The organism is Achromobacter spanius (genome assembly GCF_003994415.1).
Taxonomy (GTDB): Bacteria; Pseudomonadota; Gammaproteobacteria; order Burkholderiales; family Burkholderiaceae_B; genus Achromobacter; species Achromobacter spanius_C.
Window position 1 is genome coordinate 470,521 of record NZ_CP034689.1, and the last position, 17,541, is coordinate 488,061.

At 63.2% G+C, this 17,541-nt stretch carries 16 protein-coding genes; 15 read left to right on the forward strand and 1 reads right to left on the reverse strand.

Features of this window, described 5'->3' with window-relative positions; translation table 11 throughout:
* The first annotated feature begins 394 nt into the window (after nucleotides 1-394).
* The 14 genes from ELS24_RS02045 to ELS24_RS02110 all read left to right on the forward strand — a co-directional run bounded on the left by ELS24_RS02045 (nucleotide 395) and on the right by ELS24_RS02110 (nucleotide 15,376).
* Nucleotides 395-898, forward strand: a complete 504-nt coding sequence (locus ELS24_RS02045; protein WP_230694986.1) for an ATP synthase subunit I — start codon at nucleotides 395-397, stop codon at nucleotides 896-898.
* An 87-nt stretch (nucleotides 899-985) separates the two neighbouring features.
* Nucleotides 986-1,867: a F0F1 ATP synthase subunit A gene (atpB, locus tag ELS24_RS02050; protein WP_050446773.1), complete on the forward strand. Its 882-nt coding sequence runs from the start codon at nucleotides 986-988 to the stop codon at nucleotides 1,865-1,867.
* A 117-nt stretch (nucleotides 1,868-1,984) separates the two neighbouring features.
* On the forward strand, nucleotides 1,985-2,227 hold the full coding sequence (gene atpE / locus ELS24_RS02055; RefSeq protein WP_003815363.1) for a F0F1 ATP synthase subunit C: 243 nt from the start codon (nucleotides 1,985-1,987) through the stop codon (nucleotides 2,225-2,227).
* Between the two features lie 144 nt (nucleotides 2,228-2,371).
* Nucleotides 2,372-2,842, forward strand: a complete 471-nt coding sequence (locus ELS24_RS02060; protein ID WP_006227275.1) for a F0F1 ATP synthase subunit B — start codon at nucleotides 2,372-2,374, stop codon at nucleotides 2,840-2,842.
* Between the two features lie 12 nt (nucleotides 2,843-2,854).
* Nucleotides 2,855-3,394, forward strand: coding sequence for a F0F1 ATP synthase subunit delta (locus ELS24_RS02065; protein ID WP_050446772.1), 540 nt, complete (start codon nucleotides 2,855-2,857; stop codon nucleotides 3,392-3,394).
* Nucleotides 3,395-3,422: 28 nt separating this feature from the next.
* Nucleotides 3,423-4,964, forward strand: a complete 1,542-nt coding sequence (gene atpA / locus ELS24_RS02070; RefSeq protein WP_006217061.1) for a F0F1 ATP synthase subunit alpha — start codon at nucleotides 3,423-3,425, stop codon at nucleotides 4,962-4,964.
* Between the two features lie 98 nt (nucleotides 4,965-5,062).
* Entirely contained in the window at nucleotides 5,063-5,968 is a 906-nt protein-coding gene (gene atpG, locus ELS24_RS02075) for a F0F1 ATP synthase subunit gamma (RefSeq protein ID WP_050446771.1), read from the forward strand.
* A 42-nt stretch (nucleotides 5,969-6,010) separates the two neighbouring features.
* Entirely contained in the window at nucleotides 6,011-7,414 is a 1,404-nt protein-coding gene (gene atpD / locus ELS24_RS02080; RefSeq protein WP_050446770.1) for a F0F1 ATP synthase subunit beta, read from the forward strand.
* A gap of 9 nt (nucleotides 7,415-7,423) precedes the next feature.
* Nucleotides 7,424-7,849, forward strand: a complete 426-nt coding sequence (locus tag ELS24_RS02085) for a F0F1 ATP synthase subunit epsilon (RefSeq protein WP_006217064.1) — start codon at nucleotides 7,424-7,426, stop codon at nucleotides 7,847-7,849.
* Nucleotides 7,850-8,045: 196 nt separating this feature from the next.
* Nucleotides 8,046-8,885, forward strand: coding sequence for a helix-turn-helix domain-containing protein (locus tag ELS24_RS02090; protein ID WP_240669420.1), 840 nt, complete (start codon nucleotides 8,046-8,048; stop codon nucleotides 8,883-8,885).
* A 57-nt stretch (nucleotides 8,886-8,942) separates the two neighbouring features.
* Nucleotides 8,943-10,016 carry a uroporphyrinogen decarboxylase gene (gene hemE / locus ELS24_RS02095; protein ID WP_127183258.1) on the forward strand — a complete coding sequence of 358 codons (1,074 nt, stop codon included), beginning with the start codon at nucleotides 8,943-8,945 and terminating at the stop codon, nucleotides 10,014-10,016.
* Between the two features lie 352 nt (nucleotides 10,017-10,368).
* Nucleotides 10,369-12,459: a primosomal protein N' gene (locus tag ELS24_RS02100; RefSeq protein ID WP_127183259.1), complete on the forward strand. Its 2,091-nt coding sequence runs from the start codon at nucleotides 10,369-10,371 to the stop codon at nucleotides 12,457-12,459.
* Nucleotides 12,460-12,472: 13 nt separating this feature from the next.
* The gene (locus ELS24_RS02105; RefSeq protein WP_050446767.1) at nucleotides 12,473-14,533 is read left to right on the forward strand and encodes a UvrD-helicase domain-containing protein; all 2,061 of its coding nucleotides are present in this window, start codon (nucleotides 12,473-12,475) and stop codon (nucleotides 14,531-14,533) included.
* A 15-nt stretch (nucleotides 14,534-14,548) separates the two neighbouring features.
* Entirely contained in the window at nucleotides 14,549-15,376 is an 828-nt protein-coding gene (locus tag ELS24_RS02110; protein WP_127183260.1) for an AraC family transcriptional regulator, read from the forward strand.
* 28 nt (nucleotides 15,377-15,404) lie between these two features.
* Here the strand turns inward: ELS24_RS02110 and ELS24_RS02115 are convergent, their stop codons facing one another.
* Nucleotides 15,405-16,460 (reverse strand): threonine aldolase family protein, encoded by a 1,056-nt coding sequence (locus tag ELS24_RS02115; RefSeq protein ID WP_127183261.1) that lies wholly within the window; start codon nucleotides 16,458-16,460, stop codon nucleotides 15,405-15,407.
* 122 nt (nucleotides 16,461-16,582) lie between these two features.
* On the opposite strand from ELS24_RS02115, the gene ELS24_RS02120 reads away from it, so the two are divergent.
* The gene (locus ELS24_RS02120) at nucleotides 16,583-17,434 is read left to right on the forward strand and encodes a class II glutamine amidotransferase (RefSeq protein ID WP_127183262.1); all 852 of its coding nucleotides are present in this window, start codon (nucleotides 16,583-16,585) and stop codon (nucleotides 17,432-17,434) included.
* Nucleotides 17,435-17,541: the final 107 nt, after the last annotated feature.

Consider the following 17,541-nt stretch of genomic DNA (forward strand, 5'->3'; position numbering starts at 1 on the left):
TGGTCGCGGTTTAGAACCGCCTGACGGAACCAACAGCGGCTCTTCGATGAAGGGCCGCTTTTTCGTGCCGAGGCCACGCTGCGCAAGGCTTGCGCAGCGTGCGGCCAGCCCGGGTTCGCGTCCCTAATTTCGATGCTTGCCGGGACGTTGCGTGCACCTTACAAACTCCCGAAAGTTCATTTGCTTGGGAAAAAAGATTCAAGCTATACTCTGCGGGTTTGACGCTTGCGGGATAAGAACACGTGGCGGCCGGGTAGGCAAAAGTAGTTGAATAACACTGCTTTTGCGCAGGCTAAGCCGGTTCTGACAGGGGCAAGAAGTAGCGGGGTTTTTGATGCATGAGCCAATGCAAAACTCGATGCAAAGCACAGTGCGGGACTCAGTACGAGACACAATGCAAAGTGCGCAGCAGCGAGGGTTGTCGGGCCAGGGTGGGGGTGAAGTTGGCGGGGGTGGCATCAACTGTGATGGCATCAACGATGACGACATCAAGGTCCTGGTTCTAAGCGACGCGGATCGCGTGGCGTTGAATGCTCAGGCAAGCCGCGGTCTCCTGTTGGCACTGGCGGCGCAAGGCGCCATGGGGCTCGCAGCAGCGGTAATTGCGGGAGTTGTCGGAGGGGCGGCGGCTGGTTGGTCGGCGCTGGCGGGGGCGGGAGCGTATTTCATACCCAATGCATTGTTTGCATTGCGCCTGGCTGTCAGTGTTCGGGCCGGCAAAGCCAATCCCTTTACCTTTCTCTCTGGTGAGTTGATCAAGTTGTTCGCAACGGCGTTGTTGTTGTGGATGCTTTCGCGTGTTGCACAGGACAGCCTGGTTTGGCCTGCCGCATTGCTGGGTCTGATACTCACATTGAAGGGTTATCTCTTGCTCTTGATGTTCCGCAAGTTGTCTTAGCGCCGAGCAGTAAGTAGCGGCAAACGTGATCGTGGAATCGTCCGGCTCGCAAGGGTTCGGGCATACAGCAAATAGGGTAGGATTCAAATGGCTGCTGCCAGCGACGTGTCGCCTCAGTCCGCGTATATTCAGCATCACCTGGTGCATCTGAACAATACCGGTGAAAAACAGAGCGCAATTGCTCAGTTCGACATCATCAATTACGACTCGTTGTTCTGGTCCGGCCTGATGGGTCTGATCGTCATTTTCTTTCTGTGGCGCGCTGCTCGCCGCGCCACCAGTGGCGTGCCGACCCGCTTCCAGGCTTTCGTGGAAATGATCGTCGACATGGTCGACGACCAGGCCAAGGGCATCGTCCACAACGCCAAAAGCCGTCTTTTCATCGCCCCGCTGGCGCTCACCGTGTTCCTCTGGATCATCCTGATGAACGCGCTGGACTTGCTGCCGGTTGACCTGTTGCCTTCCATCTGGCGCCTGACCGGCCTGGGTGCCGAGCACGGCGATCCCCTCTATTACCACCGCATTCTGCCGACGGCCGACCTGAACGTGCCGATGGGCATGTCGCTGGGCGTGTTGCTGCTGATGTTCTACTACGGCATCAAGATCAAGCACCCGGGCGGCTTCGTCAAAGAATTGTTCACCGCGCCGTTCCACGCGCATGGCCTGGGCGCCATTGTGCTGGCCCCGTTCAACCTGCTGCTGAACCTGATCGAATACGCCGCCAAGTCCGTGTCGCTGGGCATGCGGTTGTTCGGCAACATGTTCGCCGGCGAACTGATTTTCATGCTGATCGCCCTGTTGGGTGGCGCCTGGACCGGCTTTAACGGCGCCAGCATCGGCTTGGGAATCGGCCACATCCTGGCCGGCTCCATCTGGGCGATCTTCCACATCCTGATCGTCCTGCTTCAGGCCTTCATCTTCATGATGCTGACGCTGGTTTATCTCGGCCAGGCACACGAAGGCCACTGATCCCCCGAATTTCCTGCGCTGGCCACCCGGCCAGCGTGGGATAGCAAGATTATCTTGCATTGAGCTGTACCCCTTATTTTCAATTTTTGACTTCAGATTTCTAACCAAGGAGTTGTCATGACCAACGTCGCTTTCGTTGCCCTCGCTTGCGGTCTCATCATCGGTTTGGGTGCTATCGGCGCTTGCATCGGCATCGCATTGATGGGCGGCAAGTATCTGGAAGCTTCGGCTCGTCAGCCTGAGCTGATGAACGCTCTGCAAACGAAGATGTTCCTGCTGGCCGGCCTGATCGACGCGGCATTCCTGATCGGCGTGGGTATTGCCATGCTGTTCGCCTTCGCCAACCCGTTCGTCGGCTAAGGCAGCGCCCGCCGGCGAATAGGCGGGTCATGACGTTGGCGGCGATGTGGGCAACAGCCCCGTCGCCGGCCAGCAAAGTATCGAGTGCTCCGTGACGCCCCTTTCCGGGTGCGGTCGGAGCCGCAAGGTGTTAAAGGAACGACCGTGAATCTGAACGCGACGATCATTTTCCAGATGCTCGTGTTCTTCGTTCTGGGCTGGTTCACGATGAAATTCGTGTGGCCTCCTCTGACGAAGGCGATGGACGAGCGCCGCCAAAAAATCGCCGACGGCCTTGCCGCCGCCGAGAAGGGCAAGGCCGATTTGGCTCAAGCCCAGGCGCGTGTCAGTCTGATCGAGGCTTCTGCCAAGTCCGAAAACCACGCCCGCATCATCGAGGCCGAGAAGCAAGCCGCCTCCCTGATCGAGCAAGCCCGCCGTGAAGCGGAAGCTGAACGCGCCCGTATCGTGGCTCAAGCCGCTCAGGATGCCGCGCAGGAAGTCCAGCGCGCTCGTGACTCGCTGCGCGACGATGTTGCCGCGCTGGCTGTCAAGGGTGCTGAACAGATCCTCAAGCGCGAGGTTGACGCCCGCGCCCACGCCGAGCTGCTCAACCAGCTTCGCGCGCAGCTTTAATCCGGGACCGTCATGGCTGAACTTTCCACTGTTGCCCGGCCCTACGCTGAAGCGCTCTTCAGCGCAGCGCGCGACGACAAGGCCGGCTTGCCGGCCTGGGCCGACCTGGTCAGCGAAATGTCGCAGGTCGCCTCCAACCCCGACGTGCGCGAGGCCATGGCCGACCCGCGTCTGGGTGACAAGCAGCGCGTCGAGCTGTTCTCCGGCCTGATCAAGGCCGAACTGCCCCAGGCCGCCCGTAATTTCATCGAGCTGCTGGTTGAAAACGACCGGCTGCTGCTGCTGCCCGACATCGCCACGCAATTCGTGGTGCTGCGCAATCGTCACGAGGGCACGGCGCAGGCGGAAATCACCAGCGCGTTCGAACTGAGCGACGCCCAGGTCAAAGACCTGGTCGACGCGCTCGAACAAAAATTCGGCCTCAAGCTCAAGCCCAACGTCACCGTCGACCAGTCGTTGATCGGCGGCGTGCGCGTGGCTGTCGGTGACCAGGTGCTCGATACTTCCGTACAAGCCCAATTGGTCCGCATGCGCGATCAGCTCGCCGCTTAAGGCAACTAACAGGATTCCAGGAGTCAATATGCAACTCAATCCCTCCGAGATCAGCGAACTGCTCAAGAGCCGCATCGAGGGCCTGGGCGCTTCGGCTGATGTCCGTACTCAGGGCACCGTCGTGTCCGTGACCGACGGTATTACCCGCATCCACGGCTTGTCCGACGTGATGCAGGGCGAAATGCTCGAATTTCCCAACAACGTTTTCGGTCTGGCGCTCAACCTCGAGCGCGACTCCGTCGGCGCCGTTATTCTGGGCGACTACACCGGCATCTCCGAAGGCGACCAGGTCAAGACGACCGGCCGCATTCTGGAAGTTCCGGTCGGCCCGGAACTGAAAGGCCGCGTGGTCAACACGCTGGGCGAGCCGATCGACGGCAAGGGCCCGGTCAACGCCAAAGAAACCGACATCATTGAAAAAGTGGCGCCTGGCGTTATCGCCCGTCGCTCGGTGTCGCAGCCGCTGCAAACCGGCGTCAAGGCTATCGACTCGATGGTGCCGATCGGCCGTGGCCAGCGCGAGCTGATCATTGGCGACCGCCAAACCGGCAAGACCGCTGTCGCCGTCGACACGATCATCAGCCAGAAGGGCAAGGGCGTCACCTGCGTGTACGTCGCTATCGGCCAGAAGGCTTCCACGATCAACAACGTGGTGCGCAAGCTGGAAGAGCACGGCGCGATGGAATACACCATCGTCGTGGCCGCTTCGGCTTCGGACTCGGCCGCCATGCAATACCTGGCCGCCTACGCCGGTTGCACGATGGGCGAATACTTCCGCGATCGTGGCGAAGACGCCCTGATCGTTTATGACGACCTGACCAAGCAAGCCTGGGCCTACCGCCAGGTGTCGCTGCTGCTGCGCCGTCCGCCGGGCCGTGAAGCCTACCCGGGCGACGTGTTCTACCTGCACTCGCGCCTGCTGGAACGTGCTGCCCGCGTGAACGAAGACTACGTCGAAAAGTTCACCAACGGCGCCGTCAAGGGCAAGACCGGTTCGCTGACCGCACTGCCGATCATCGAAACGCAAGCCGGCGACGTGTCCGCCTTCGTTCCGACCAACGTGATCTCGATCACCGACGGCCAGATCTTCCTGGAAACCGACCTGTTCAACGCCGGTGTCCGCCCCGCCATCAACGCCGGTATCTCGGTGTCGCGTGTGGGTGGTGCCGCGCAGACCAAGGTTGTGAAGAAGCTGTCCGGCGGTATCCGTACCGACTTGGCGCAGTACCGTGAACTGGCCGCCTTCGCGCAGTTCGCTTCCGACCTGGACGACGCTACCCGTCGCCAGCTGGAACGCGGCAAGCGCGTGGTCGAACTGCTCAAGCAGCCGCAATACCAGCCGCTGCAGGTGTGGGAACTGGCCGTCACGCTGTACACGGTCAACAACGGCTACCTGGATGACGTGGACGTGGCCCAAGTGCTGTCGTTCGAGAAGTCGCTGAAGGATCAGTTGAAGGCCAAGCATGCGGCCATGATCCAACGCATCGAAGACACCAAGGAACTGTCCAAGGACGACGAGGCCGAACTGGCCACCGCCGTTCAGGAATTCAAGAAGCACGGTGCTTTTTAAGAAAGTGATGGGTTAGGCGTCTGCAACGCCTCACCCGTCCTTACCGGATGGTTGAGGCGTGAGCGGAACCCATCGGCCAGTCTTCACAGGAAAGCGCAATGCCCGGAATTAAGGAAATCCGAACCAAGATCAAGAGCGTGCAAAACACGCGCAAGATCACCAAGGCGATGGAAATGGTCGCCGCATCCAAAATGCGCAAGGCGCAGGAACGGATGCGTGCTGGTCGTCCGTACGCCACCAAGGTGCGCGAGATTGCTGCGCACCTGATGCAGGCCAACCCCGAGTACAGCCACCCGTACCTGGTCGAACGCGAAGTCAAGGCGGTCGGCGTGGTCATGGTGACGACTGACAAGGGTTTGTGCGGCGGCTTGAACACCAACATCACTCGCGTGACGTTGGGCAAGCTGAAAGAGTTCGAGAAAAACGGCATCGCCGTGCAAGCGACCGCTTTCGGCAACAAGGGCGTGGGTGTGCTGACCCGTATCGGCGCCAAACTGGTGTCCCAGGAAGTGCAACTGGGCGACAAGCCGCAACTGGACCGCCTGCTGGGCGCGATCAAGGTGCAGCTGGACGCCTACCTGGAAGGCCGCATCGACGCGCTGTACGTGGCTTCGACCCGCTTCGTCAACACGATGAAGCAGGAGCCGTTGTTCTTGCGTCTGCTGCCCTTGGCCAGTGGTTTGGACGATCCGTATCAATCGGGCGCCGAGAGCCTGGCCAAGACGTCGGAAGTGAAGTCGGACTACAGCTGGGATTACATCTACGAACCCGACGCCCGTAGCGTGATCGACGACCTGCTGCAGCGTTACGTTGAAGGCCTGCTGTATCAAGCCGTGGCCGAGAACATGGCTTCGGAGCAGTCGGCCCGGATGGTCGCCATGAAGGCGGCGTCGGACAACGCCAAGAAGGTCATCGGAGAGCTGCAACTGGTCTACAACAAGACCCGTCAGGCCGCGATCACCAAGGAAATTTCGGAAATCGTAGGGGGCGCTGCCGCCGTATAAGGCAGGCAGCTCCCATCTAAAGCTATCAAGCAAGGAATCGACATGAGCAACGGAACCATCGTTCAGTGCATCGGCGCCGTGGTGGATATTCAGTTCCCCCGCGATCACATGCCCAAGATCTATGAGGCGCTTACCCTGGCCGACGACGAGTCCTCCTCGTTCGCCGAGAAGGGTCTGACGCTGGAAGTGCAGCAACAGTTGGGCGACGGCGTGGTGCGTACCATTGCGCTGGGCTCCAGCGACGGCCTGCGCCGCGGCATGCAAGTCACCGGCACCGGCGCCCCGATCTCGGTGCCCGTCGGCACCGGCACGCTGGGCCGCATCATGGACGTGCTGGGTCGTCCCATTGACGAAGCCGGCCCGATCCAACACGAAGAAAAGCGTGGCATTCACCAACCGGCTCCCCGTTTCGACGAACTGTCGCCGTCGGTGGAACTGCTGGAAACCGGCATCAAGGTTATTGACTTGGTCTGCCCGTTCGCAAAGGGCGGCAAGGTCGGCCTGTTCGGCGGCGCCGGCGTGGGCAAGACCGTGAACATGATGGAACTCATCAACAACATCGCCAAGCAGCACAGCGGTTTGTCGGTGTTTGCCGGCGTGGGTGAGCGTACCCGCGAAGGCAACGACTTCTACCACGAAATGGAAGAGTCGAACGTTCTGGACAAGGTGGCGATGGTGTTCGGTCAGATGAACGAACCCCCGGGCAACCGTCTGCGCGTGGCGCTGACCGGCCTGACGATGGCCGAGAAGTTCCGTGACGAAGGCCGCGACATCCTGTTCTTCGTGGACAACATCTACCGCTACACCCTGGCCGGTACCGAAGTGTCCGCACTGCTGGGCCGTATGCCGTCGGCCGTGGGCTACCAGCCCACGCTGGCTGAAGAAATGGGCAAGCTGCAAGAGCGCATCACGTCGACCAAGACCGGTTCGATCACGTCCATCCAGGCCGTGTACGTTCCCGCGGATGACTTGACCGACCCGTCGCCTGCTACGACCTTCCAGCATTTGGACTCCACCGTCGTGCTGTCGCGTGACATCGCTTCGCTGGGTATCTACCCGGCCGTGGACCCGCTGGATTCGTCCAGCCGCCAGCTCGACCCGCAAGTCGTTGGCGAAGAGCACTACGCCGTTGCCCGTGGCGTGCAGCAAACGCTGCAACGCTACAAGGAACTGCGCGACATCATCGCGATTCTGGGCATGGACGAACTGTCGCCGGAAGACAAGCAGGCCGTGGCCCGCGCGCGTAAGATTCAGCGCTTCCTGTCGCAGCCGTTCCACGTTGCTGAAGTGTTCACCGGCTCGCCCGGCAAGTACGTTCCGCTGTCTGAAACCATCCGTGGTTTCAAGATGATCGTGAACGGCGAATGCGACGCGCTGCCGGAACAGGCCTTCTACATGGTCGGCTCGATCGACGAGGCCTTCGAGAAGGCCAAGAAACTGCAATAAGGAACCGATATGGCTACCCTGCATGTGGATGTCGTCAGCGCAGAGGAAGCGATCTTCTCCGGTGAGGCGAAGTTCGTGGTGCTGCCTGGCGAAGCGGGTGAACTGGGCATTTTGCCCGGCCACACCCCGCTGATTTCGCGCATACGCCCCGGGACGGTCAAGATCGTTCGTGCCGACCAAGGCGAGGAAAACATCTTCGTCGCCGGGGGCATTCTGGAAGTGCAGCCGGGCAGCGTGACGGTTTTGGCCGACACCGCTATCCGTGCTTCCGACCTGGACGAAGCCCGCGCCGTGGAAGCTCGCAAGAAGGCCGAAGAGGCCCTGGCGAACGCCAAGGACAAGGCGGACATCGCAGTTGTCGAAGCCGAACTCGCCATGCTGGCTGCGCAAGCCATCGCGGCGCGCAAGCTGCGCCAAGGCGGCCGTTCGCACTAAGCGGCAAAGTAGTACGCCGGGGCTTGCTCCGGTAAGAAGAAAGCGGCCTCCGGGCCGCTTTTTTCATGCCCGCTCGAGCTGCGTCGGCAAGCCGCGCCGGCTCTGCGCGTGGCGACCGCAATGCGTTCGATACGAATAGCTGGGCGGGTTATGCAACAGTAGCCTTCAAGCTTGCCTAACGAGCCTGGGGGAAAGCGTGCGAGAAGTCCTGGATTGCGGGGTGCTGCTGGCGCCCGGCCATGAAGCCGCCATGCGCGACTGGGTGGCGCGGTATCGGGCCGGGCTGCCTCGCGTGCGCCTGCACCTGGTGCCCTTGGCAACGCTGACGGCCGCGCCAACCGGGGCCGGGCCTGACGCCGCCGGCCTGCCCCCGAGCTTGCCAGCGGATGTGCAGGCGCTGGCCCGCGTTGCCGTGTCGCTGCGCCGTTATGACAGCTGCGTGCTGCCGGTGGCGCCGTCGTCGGTAGCCTGGGCGCGCATGGCTCTGTCGCACGCCGGCGATGCGCTGACGACGCCCTTGCTGCTGCTGATGGACGGCATGAAAGCCCCCGCCATCGAAGACCTGCTGGGCCTGGGCGTCACTGATTTCATGGCGCAACCCGCTTGCGTGGAAAGCATGCGCGTGCGCTTGGGCCGTATGCGCCGGCCCAATTCAGGCGCGCATCCCATGTGGCACCAGGTCGGGCTGGAAGAGGCGCCGGCGCGCTACCACTCGCCAGGCGGCAGCCCGGCACTGCCGCTGCAAGGTGCCCGGCCTGTGGTGGCGCCCGAAGTGCTGGAGCAAGGCCTGGCCAACTTGCGCGACACTCGACGTGAAGCCGCGCAAGAATCGTTTCGCCAGGCCAAAGCGCGGGTGGTCGACAGATTCGAACGCGACTACATTCGCCATGCTTTGTCGCGCCATGGCGGCAACGTGGCGCAGGCCGCGAGGGCCTGCGAAAAGCATCGGCGCGCGTTCTGGGCCTTGATGCGCAAGCATGGCATCGAGGCCGCGCCGTATCGGCAGGCGACACAAGGACGCAGGATGCGTGACTAAACCGCCCTTGGGCCTCAAGGGAAGTAAAATCACGGCTTCCGACCAACGAGGATAGTCGTGTCTGCTTCCAGCTTGAAGAACGATGTGTTCTTGCGCTCGCTCCTGCGTGAGCCCGTGCCCTATACCCCGATCTGGCTGATGCGCCAGGCGGGTCGCTACCTGCCCGAGTACCGCGCCACGCGGGCCCGTGCAGGCTCCTTCATGGGCCTGGCTCAAAATCCGGACTACGCCATGGAGGTCACGCTGCAGCCGCTGGCGCGCTACGACCTGGATGCGGCCATTCTGTTTTCGGATATTTTGACGGTGCCGCATGCGATGGGCCTGGGCCTGGACTTCGCCGAAGGCGAGGGTCCGCGCTTTGCGCACCCGGTGCGCACCGAGGAAGACGTCGCCCGCCTGGCCGTGCCCGACATGGACAAGCTGCGCTACGTCTTTGACGCGGTCGGCGTGATCCGCCGCGAGCTGGACGGCAAGGTGCCGTTGATCGGCTTTGCCGGCAGCCCGTTCACCATTGCCTGCTACATGGTCGAAGGCAAGGGCAGCGACGACTACCGCCTGATCAAGACCATGCTGTATTCGCGCCCGGATCTGCTGCACCGCATCCTGGAAATCAACGCCGAAGCCACGCTGCAATACCTGAACGCGCAGATCGCCGCCGGTGCGCAGGCCGTCATGCTGTTCGACAGTTGGGGGGGCGTGTTGGCCGATGGCTTGTTCCAGCAGTTTTCGCTGGCTTACACCAAGAAGGTCGTTGACGGCCTGACCCGCGAAAACGAAGGTCGGCGTGTGCCCGTCATCGTGTTCACCAAGGGTGGCGGCCAATGGCTGGAACAGATTGCGGCTTGCGGTTGCGATGCCGTGGGGCTGGACTGGACAGTGGATCTGGCCGCGGCGCGCCGCCGCACGGGCGACTCGGTGGCCTTTCAGGGCAATCTGGATCCGATGGCCTTGTTTGGCGGCGGCCCCGCCATCCGCGCGGAAGCCCGGCGTGTGCTGGACGCTTTTGGCCCGGTCGGCAAGGGCGGCCATGTGTTCAACCTTGGACATGGAATTTCGCGTTTCACCCCGCCGGAAGCCGTAGCCGAATTGGTCGATGAAGTCCACCAACACAGCCGCACGCTGCGGGGGTAAGTGAGTGAACGCTTCGGTCCCAAGGGCCGACATTTGAGGGCCCCGGCAAGTACTTGTGCACAGCAAGAATTTGCTTGGGGAAAACCCTTTAGAAGCTAGTTTACAATCTTGGAACGTTATATAAGCCACTGTTTTTAAATGGAAAAACTGAGTTTTCCACCGGATTGCAACGTACTGCGCAATCTTGGCTTATTCCTAAAATTGACGTTGCTCCAGCCTTTTCCCCAAAGTTATCCACAGGCGGCGTTCCCGCCGTCCGGCGCGCCCAGGCGGCATTTGTCCGGCGCCGCCATCCCCCATCCTCTATCCGCCATTCGGATTAAAACTCTTTTTATGACCCGTCCAAGCCTCCATGTCTGAACCGTTGCCAGGAACGACTCCCGAAGCCGTCTGCTGGGTGCGGGTGGCGTTGGACGTGCCCTTGCCCGGCCCGTTCGACTACCGCAGCGACGCGCCTGTCGCCGTGGGCTTGCGGGTCATTGTTCCTTTCGGGCGGCGCAAGATGGTCGGCGTAGTGGTGGAAAACCCGGCCGAGCCGTCATACGACCCCAAGCAGATCCGGCCCATCGAACAGGTGCTGGACGACCTGCCGCCCTTTGACGAAGACTGGCTGCGCATGGCGCGTTTCGCGGCGGACTACTATCAGCGACCCCTGGGCGAAGTCATGCTGCCGACCTTGCCGCCGCCGTTGCGCAAGCCCACCGCGTATCAGGGCAAGCGGTCAGCAGGCGGCCCGGTGGCCCGCCTGGACAACCGCAAGCGCAAGCCGGTGCGTGCGCCGGCCAAGGCCGATCAGCCGCCCGAACTTAACGACGCACAGTGCGCCGCCGTGGACACCATTGGCGCACTGACCGGCTTCAAGCCGGTGCTGCTGCACGGCGTGACGGGCAGTGGCAAGACCGAGGTTTACCTGCGCGCGGCGGAAAAAGTGCTGGGCCAGGGGCGGCAAGTGCTGCTGATGGTGCCCGAGATCAACCTGACCCCGCAGTTGGAAGCCGCGCTGCGCGCGCGTCTGGAAGCCTTGGTGGGGCCGGATGGCCTGGCCGTCATGCACAGCGGTTTGTCCGACGGTGAGCGGTTGCAGGCCTGGGCTCGCGCCCAACGCGGCGAGGCGCGCATGGTGCTGGGCACGCGGATGTCGATCTTTGCGCCCCTGAGCAAGCTGGGCTTGATCGTGGTGGACGAAGAGCACGACGCTTCCTACAAGCAGCAGGACGGCCTGCGCTATTCGGCGCGTGACCTTGCCGTGTGGCGCGCGCACGATCTGGATATTCCCGTGGTCTTGGGCTCGGCCACGCCGTCCCTGGAAACCTGGCAGCACGCCGAGCGCGGCCGCTATCTGCGCCTGACGCTGCCGGGCCGGGCGCGCTCCAGCACGCTGCCGTCGATGCGCCTGGTGGACACGCGCCGCCTGCAGATGAAGCACGGCATGTCGCCGCACTTGCTGGAGGCCATCGGCCAGCGGCTGGAACGCAAAGAGCAGTCGCTGATCTTTCTGAACCGGCGCGGCTATTCCCCGGTGCTCCATTGCCAGTCCTGCGCCTGGGTCAGCAATTGTCCGCGCTGCACCGCGTTTACCGTGCTGCATCGCACGGATGGGCGCGGCCATCGGCTGCAATGCCATCACTGCGGCTACCAGGCGCCGGTGCCGCGTGCGTGCCCGGAGTGCGGTGACCAGGACCTGGCGCCCATGGGCCGTGGTACCCAGCGCATCGAAGAGCATCTGGCCGAGCTGTTCCCCGGGGCGCGCATCCTGCGCATCGATGCCGACAGCACGCGCAAGAAAGGCAGTGCCGAAGCGCTGTTTGCCTCCGTGCACGCGGGCGAGGTCGACATCCTGGTGGGCACGCAGATGGTGGCCAAGGGGCATGATTTTGCGCGGCTGGGCCTGGTGGGCGTGCTGAATTCTGATTCGATGCTGTTCGCGCACGACTTCCGCGCGCCCGAGCGTCTGTTTGCTCAGCTGATGCAGGTGGCGGGCCGGGCCGGCCGCCACCAGGGCAACGGCGAGGTGCTGATCCAGACCGGCTACCCCGAGCAGCCCGTGTATCAGGCTTTGCTGCGCCATGACTACGCGGGCTTTGCGCGCCATGCCCTGCACGAACGCGAAAGCACCGGCTTGCCGCCCTTCGTCTATCAAGCCCTGCTGACGGCCGAAGCGCGCGAACTGAAAGTGGCGCAAGCTTTCCTGGAGCGCGCGCGCGTGCTGCCGGAAGGGGAGTGGGCCGTCGACTTTCCCGGCCTGGACGCCATCATGCTGTACGACCCGGTGCCGCTGCGGGTGGTGCGGGTGGCGAATATCGAGCGTGCCCAACTGCTGGTGGAAAGCAGCAGCCGGCCGGCCTTGCAGGCCTTTCTGACGTCGTGGTCGCACCACTTGCCGTATATCGCCAACGAGGCGCGGGTGCGCTGGCAGTTGGAAGTCGATCCGCTTGAAATCTAGCTTAAGGTTCAACATGTCCGCCAACGAAGCCATTGCCCAAGGGATGAACCCCGCTCAACGAGAAGCGGTGCTGTACCTGGACGGCCCGTGCCTGGTGCTGGCTGGCGCCGGCAGCGGCAAGACGCGCGTGATCACGCAGAAAATTGCGTATCTGCTGCGCGAATGCGGCTACATGGGCCGCAACGTGGTGGCCTTGACCTTCACCAACAAGGCCGCGCGCGAGATGGACGAGCGCGTGAAGACGCTGGTGGACCGCAAGCTGTCCAAAGGCCTGATCATCAGCACGTTCCACTCGTTGGGCGTGAAGATGCTGCGCGAGGAAGCGCGCAACGCCGGGCTCAAGCCCACGTTTTCCATCCTGGATGCCGATGACGCCATGTCCATCATCCAGGAACTGCTGGCCACCACCGACAAGGCGCGGCTGCGGCACGTCCAGGGCATTATTTCGCTATGGAAGAACGCGCTGATGGAACCCGACGACGCCGCGCGCGAAGCCGTCACGCCGGGCGACGTGGAAGCCGCCAATATCTACCGCAGCTATGCCGCCACGCTGGCGGCCTATCAGGCGGTGGACTTCGATGACCTGATCCGCATTCCCGCCTTGCTGCTGTCCAGCAACGAAGAGGTGCGCACGCGCTGGCAAAACCGCGTCCGCTACCTGCTGGTGGATGAATACCAAGACACCAACGTGTGCCAGTACCGCTTGGTGCAGTTGCTGACGGGCTCGCGCGCCATGTTCACGGCGGTGGGCGACGACGACCAGGCCATCTATGCCTGGCGCGGCGCCACCATCGAAAACCTGGCCAAGCTGACCACCGACTACCCCAACATCAAGCTCATCAAGCTGGAACAGAATTACCGCTCGGTGCAGCGCATTCTGGCCGCCGCCAACGCAGTCATCGAGAAGAACCCCAAGCTGTTCGACAAGAAGCTGTGGTCCGACCTGGGCGTGGGCGAGCCCATCCTGGTGTCCGCCATGGATGGCGAAGAGCAGGAAGCCGAATCCATCGCCATGAAGGTGTCGGCCTCGCGCTTTGAACGCCAGGCGCAGTGGAAGGATTTCGCCATCCTGTACCGCAGCAATCATCAGTCGCGCATTCTGGAGCAGGCGCTGCGCAACCTGAAGATTCCGTACACGATCTCGGGTGGGCAAAGCTTTTTCGACAAGGCGGAAGTGCGCGACGTCTTGTCGTACCTGCGCCTGTTGGCCAACGACGATGACGACCCCGCGTTCATCCGCGCGGCCACCACGCCCAAGCGCGGCATCGGCCAGGCCACGTTGCAGGTGCTGGGCCAGTACGCGGCCACGCGCGAACTATCGCTGTTGGCCGCCGTGGCCGAGACCGGCTTGGAAAGCCTGCTGGCGCCGCGCCAGTTGGAGCCCTTGCGCACCTTTGCGGAATTCATCCGCCGCATGCAGTGGCGCGCCGGGCGTGGCGCCACCGGCAAGGACGCGGCGCCGGCCGAGCCCGCCGGCGTCATCCTGGACGACCTGCTGGAAGCCATACAGTACGAACGCCATCTGTTCGAACTGTTCGAAGAACGGCCCGCGCAAACACGCTGGCAGAACGTGCTGGAACTGACCGGCTGGCTCAAGCGCAAGGCCGAAGAGGACGACATGACGCTCTTCGATCTGGTGCAGCACGTAGCGCTGGTCACGATGCTGGAACGCGGCGAGGAAGACGAGCCCGATGCGGTGAAGATGTCGACCCTGCATGCGTCCAAGGGCCTGGAGTATCCGCACGTGTACCTGGCGGGCGTTGAAGAAGGCCTGCTGCCGCACCTGGGCAAGGACGACGAAGTGGGCGACCCCGCGCGCGCGGCCGAAAACCTGGCCACGCGCATCCAGGAGGAACGCCGCCTGATGTACGTGGGCATTACCCGCGCGCAGCGCAGCCTGAACCTTAGCTGGTGCAAGCGCCGCCGCCGTGCGCGCGAAGACCTGGTGCGCGAGCCATCACGCTTCATTGAAGAGATGGGGCTGGGCGATGTGCGCGTGCAGGAAGACGAAGCCACCGCCGCCATGAACCCCAAGGAGCGCATGGCCATGTTGAAAGCACTGCTGAAGAAGTAGCGCGCGGCCCGTCCCATGAAAGACGACGTCCGCTATCTGCCCGTGTCCGGCACGCCGGGGCTGGTGCTGGGGCAGGCGCGTCTCAGCGAATTCCAGTTCGACCGCCACTATCACGAGGACTATCACATCGGCCTGGTGACCCACGGTGTGCAACGCCAGCACTTTCGCGGGCAGAGCATTCTGCTGGGGCCAGGGGGTATTGCGCTGATGCCGCCCGGTGAAATCCATGACGGCATGGGGGCGGACGACCAGGGCTCGGCCTATGTGCTGAAGACGTTTCGGATTTCTTCGGCGCTGATGCGCAACTGGATCGAAGACGTATCGAATGCCGCGCCCCGCGAGCAGTTTTTCGGCACGCTGCTGCAAGACGCCACGCTGGCGCAGCGCTTCATGGCCTTGCACAACGTGTGGATGTCGCGCGCGCCGGACGAACCGCTGGCGCGGCAGTCGCAATCACTGGCCTTGATGGCCGACTTGTTCGTGCGCACGCGCACAGTGACGCCGCAGCAGGTCAAAGGCGGCCTGTCGGCGGCGCATCGGCTGGCCGTGCGGGATTACTGCCATGCGCATTTGAGCGAGAAGATCGCGTTGGACGATCTGGCCCGCTTGTGCGGACTCAGCCGGTTCCAGTTCCTGCGGCGCTTCACGCACACGGCGGGCTTGACGCCCCACGCCTGGCTGGTGCGGCTGCGGCTGGAGCGGGCCTGCGCGGTGCTGGCCACCGCGCGCATGTCGGTGGCCGAGGTGGCGGCGGAAGTGGGCTTTTATGATCAAAGCCATTTCAACCGCGCCTTTCGTGCGGCCTACGGAGCACCGCCTTCGGCCTATCAACCGGCGGTGTAGGTAAGGCCGAAAGCGCCCGCCGGCCGGTTCAACCCACCCGCGCGCGCAACGCCGACAGGAAGTGGTCGACGTCTTGTTCCGTGGTGGCAAAGGACGTCACCAGACGCACGACGCCCGGACCCCAGCGGTCGTGATAGAAGCGGAAACCGTCGGCCAGCAGGCCGTCGATGGCGGCGGCTGGCAATTGGCAGAACAGGATGTTGGCGTCGGCCTTGCCTTGCAGCGTCACGCCGGGCAGGCCTTGCATGCCTGCCGCCAGGCGGGCGGCCATGGCGTTGGCCTGGCGCGCGTTGTGCAGCCACAGGCCATCATCCAGATACGCTTCCATCTGTGCGGACAGCAGCCGCATCTTTGACAACAGATGGCCGCCGCGCTTGCGCCGGAACGCCAGGTCGCGCGCACGCTCAGGGTTGAACATCACGATGGCCTCGGCGCCCAGCACGCCGTTCTTGGTGGCGCCGAACGACAGGATCTCGACGCCCGCCTTCCACGTCATTTCCGCCGGCGTGCAGTCCAGGCTGACCAGCGCGTTGGCAAAGCGCGCGCCGTCCATGTGCAGGGGCAGGCCCGCATCGCGGCAGACGCTGCCGATGGCCTGGATCTCATCCAGGGTGTAGACACTGCCGGTTTCCGTGGCCTGCGTGATGCTGACGCAGGACGGCTGCACGGAATGCACGTCGCCCACCTTGCGCCGCGCCTGCTCGGCCAGTTCGACCGGGTCGATCTTGGCGTCGGTGCCGCCCAGCAGCATCAGGCGGGCGCCATGGGTGTAGAACTCGGGTGCCCCGCATTCATCATTGGCGATATGGCTTTGCGCATGGCACAGCACGGCGCCCCAGGGCGGCGTCAGCGCGGCCAGGCTGAGCGAATTGGCGGCCGTGCCGGTGGGCACCAGCAGCACGTCGACCTCGTGCTCGAACAGCTCGGCCAGCCGGCGCTGCACATTCAGGGTGCTGTCGTCGGCGCCATAGGGCTGGGCCTGGCCGGCGCTGGCGCGCAGCAGCGCCTGCATCACTTCGGGGCTGGCGCCCGCGATGTTGTCGCTGGAAAAGCCCATATTGGGGGCGGGGACGGATAAGGGCATGTTCACGGTTGGCGTTGGCGGATTCGGGAAAGTGGCCACTATGCCGGGGCGCGCGCATGCGGGCTTGTAGAAAATTGCGGCTGGCTCCTACACTGGGCAGGTCCATCTTGAAGGAGCGCATCATGTGTCGTTGGCTGGCTTACACCGGAAGTCCCCTACAGATGGAAAGCGTGCTGTTCAAGGCCAAGCATTCGCTTATCGACCAGAGCCTGCATTCGCGCCTGGGCGTCACCACGACCAATGGCGATGGCTTTGGCCTGGGTTGGTACAGTCGGTTGTCCAATAGCCACATCGAGCCGCCGTTCCGCTACCGCAGCGTGCACCCCGCCTGGAACGATCGCAACTTGCGCGAAGCAGCGCGCGCCATCCACGCGCCGCTGTTCGTGGCGCACATCCGCGCGGCCACCGACACGCCCGCGCAAGAAACCAACTGCCACCCGTTTCGCCACGGCCAGTGGCTGTTTGTGCATAACGGGGTGATTCGCGACTACCCCTTGCTGCGTCGCGACCTGATGCTGATGATTGCGCCGGCCTATTTCGGATCGATGGAAGGGTCCACCGATTCCGAGGTGATGTTCCTGCTGGCACTGACTTTTGGCCTGGAGGAAGATCCGATTCCCGCGCTGGCCCGCATGGTGGGCGCGGTGGAAGAAACGGGCCGCCGCCACGGCGTGACGCATCCCATCAACATGACGGTGTGCGCGCTGGACGGCGAAAGGCTGATTGCGGTGCGTTATTCCAGCGAGGCAGAGTCGCGCAGCCTGTTCCACAACACCTGCGTGCGCCATTTGCGCGAGCTGTATCCGCAGGATCCGCAGATTGCCGCGCTGGACGAAGACGCCTTCCTGCTCTTGTCCGAACCCTTGAGCGAGATGCCCGGCGTCTGGAAGGAAGTGCCCGAAGCCACCGCCATCATCGCCGGGGGCGGCGACGTCCGGCATTACCCCTTCGCGCCGATCGCGCCAGGGCCGTAACGGGTATTTTGAGCAAAATCCGGCCAAATATCGTCGAAAATGGCCGATAAATAGGGGTCATCAAGCACGTATCGCCCATATAAGGGAGAATGCGTGTCGCAATGACT

Bases quoted from the DNA above. Each gene is read 5' to 3' on its own strand.
- ELS24_RS02045 (WP_230694986.1), top strand. From the start codon at position 395: ATGCAAAGTGCGCAGCAGCGAGGGTTGTCGGGCCAGGGTGGGGGTGAA.
- atpB (WP_050446773.1), top strand. From the start codon at position 986: ATGGCTGCTGCCAGCGACGTGTCGCCTCAGTCCGCGTATATTCAGCAT.
- atpE (WP_003815363.1), top strand. From the start codon at position 1,985: ATGACCAACGTCGCTTTCGTTGCCCTCGCTTGCGGTCTCATCATCGGT.
- ELS24_RS02065 (WP_050446772.1), top strand. From the start codon at position 2,855: ATGGCTGAACTTTCCACTGTTGCCCGGCCCTACGCTGAAGCGCTCTTC.
- atpA (WP_006217061.1), top strand. From the start codon at position 3,423: ATGCAACTCAATCCCTCCGAGATCAGCGAACTGCTCAAGAGCCGCATC.
- atpG (WP_050446771.1), top strand. From the start codon at position 5,063: ATGCCCGGAATTAAGGAAATCCGAACCAAGATCAAGAGCGTGCAAAAC.
- atpD (WP_050446770.1), top strand. From the start codon at position 6,011: ATGAGCAACGGAACCATCGTTCAGTGCATCGGCGCCGTGGTGGATATT.
- ELS24_RS02085 (WP_006217064.1), top strand. From the start codon at position 7,424: ATGGCTACCCTGCATGTGGATGTCGTCAGCGCAGAGGAAGCGATCTTC.
- ELS24_RS02100 (WP_127183259.1), top strand. From the start codon at position 10,369: ATGTCTGAACCGTTGCCAGGAACGACTCCCGAAGCCGTCTGCTGGGTG.
- ELS24_RS02105 (WP_050446767.1), top strand. From the start codon at position 12,473: ATGTCCGCCAACGAAGCCATTGCCCAAGGGATGAACCCCGCTCAACGA.
- ELS24_RS02110 (WP_127183260.1), top strand. From the start codon at position 14,549: ATGAAAGACGACGTCCGCTATCTGCCCGTGTCCGGCACGCCGGGGCTG.
- ELS24_RS02115 (WP_127183261.1), bottom strand. From the start codon at position 16,460: ATGCCCTTATCCGTCCCCGCCCCCAATATGGGCTTTTCCAGCGACAAC.
- ELS24_RS02120 (WP_127183262.1), top strand. From the start codon at position 16,583: ATGTGTCGTTGGCTGGCTTACACCGGAAGTCCCCTACAGATGGAAAGC.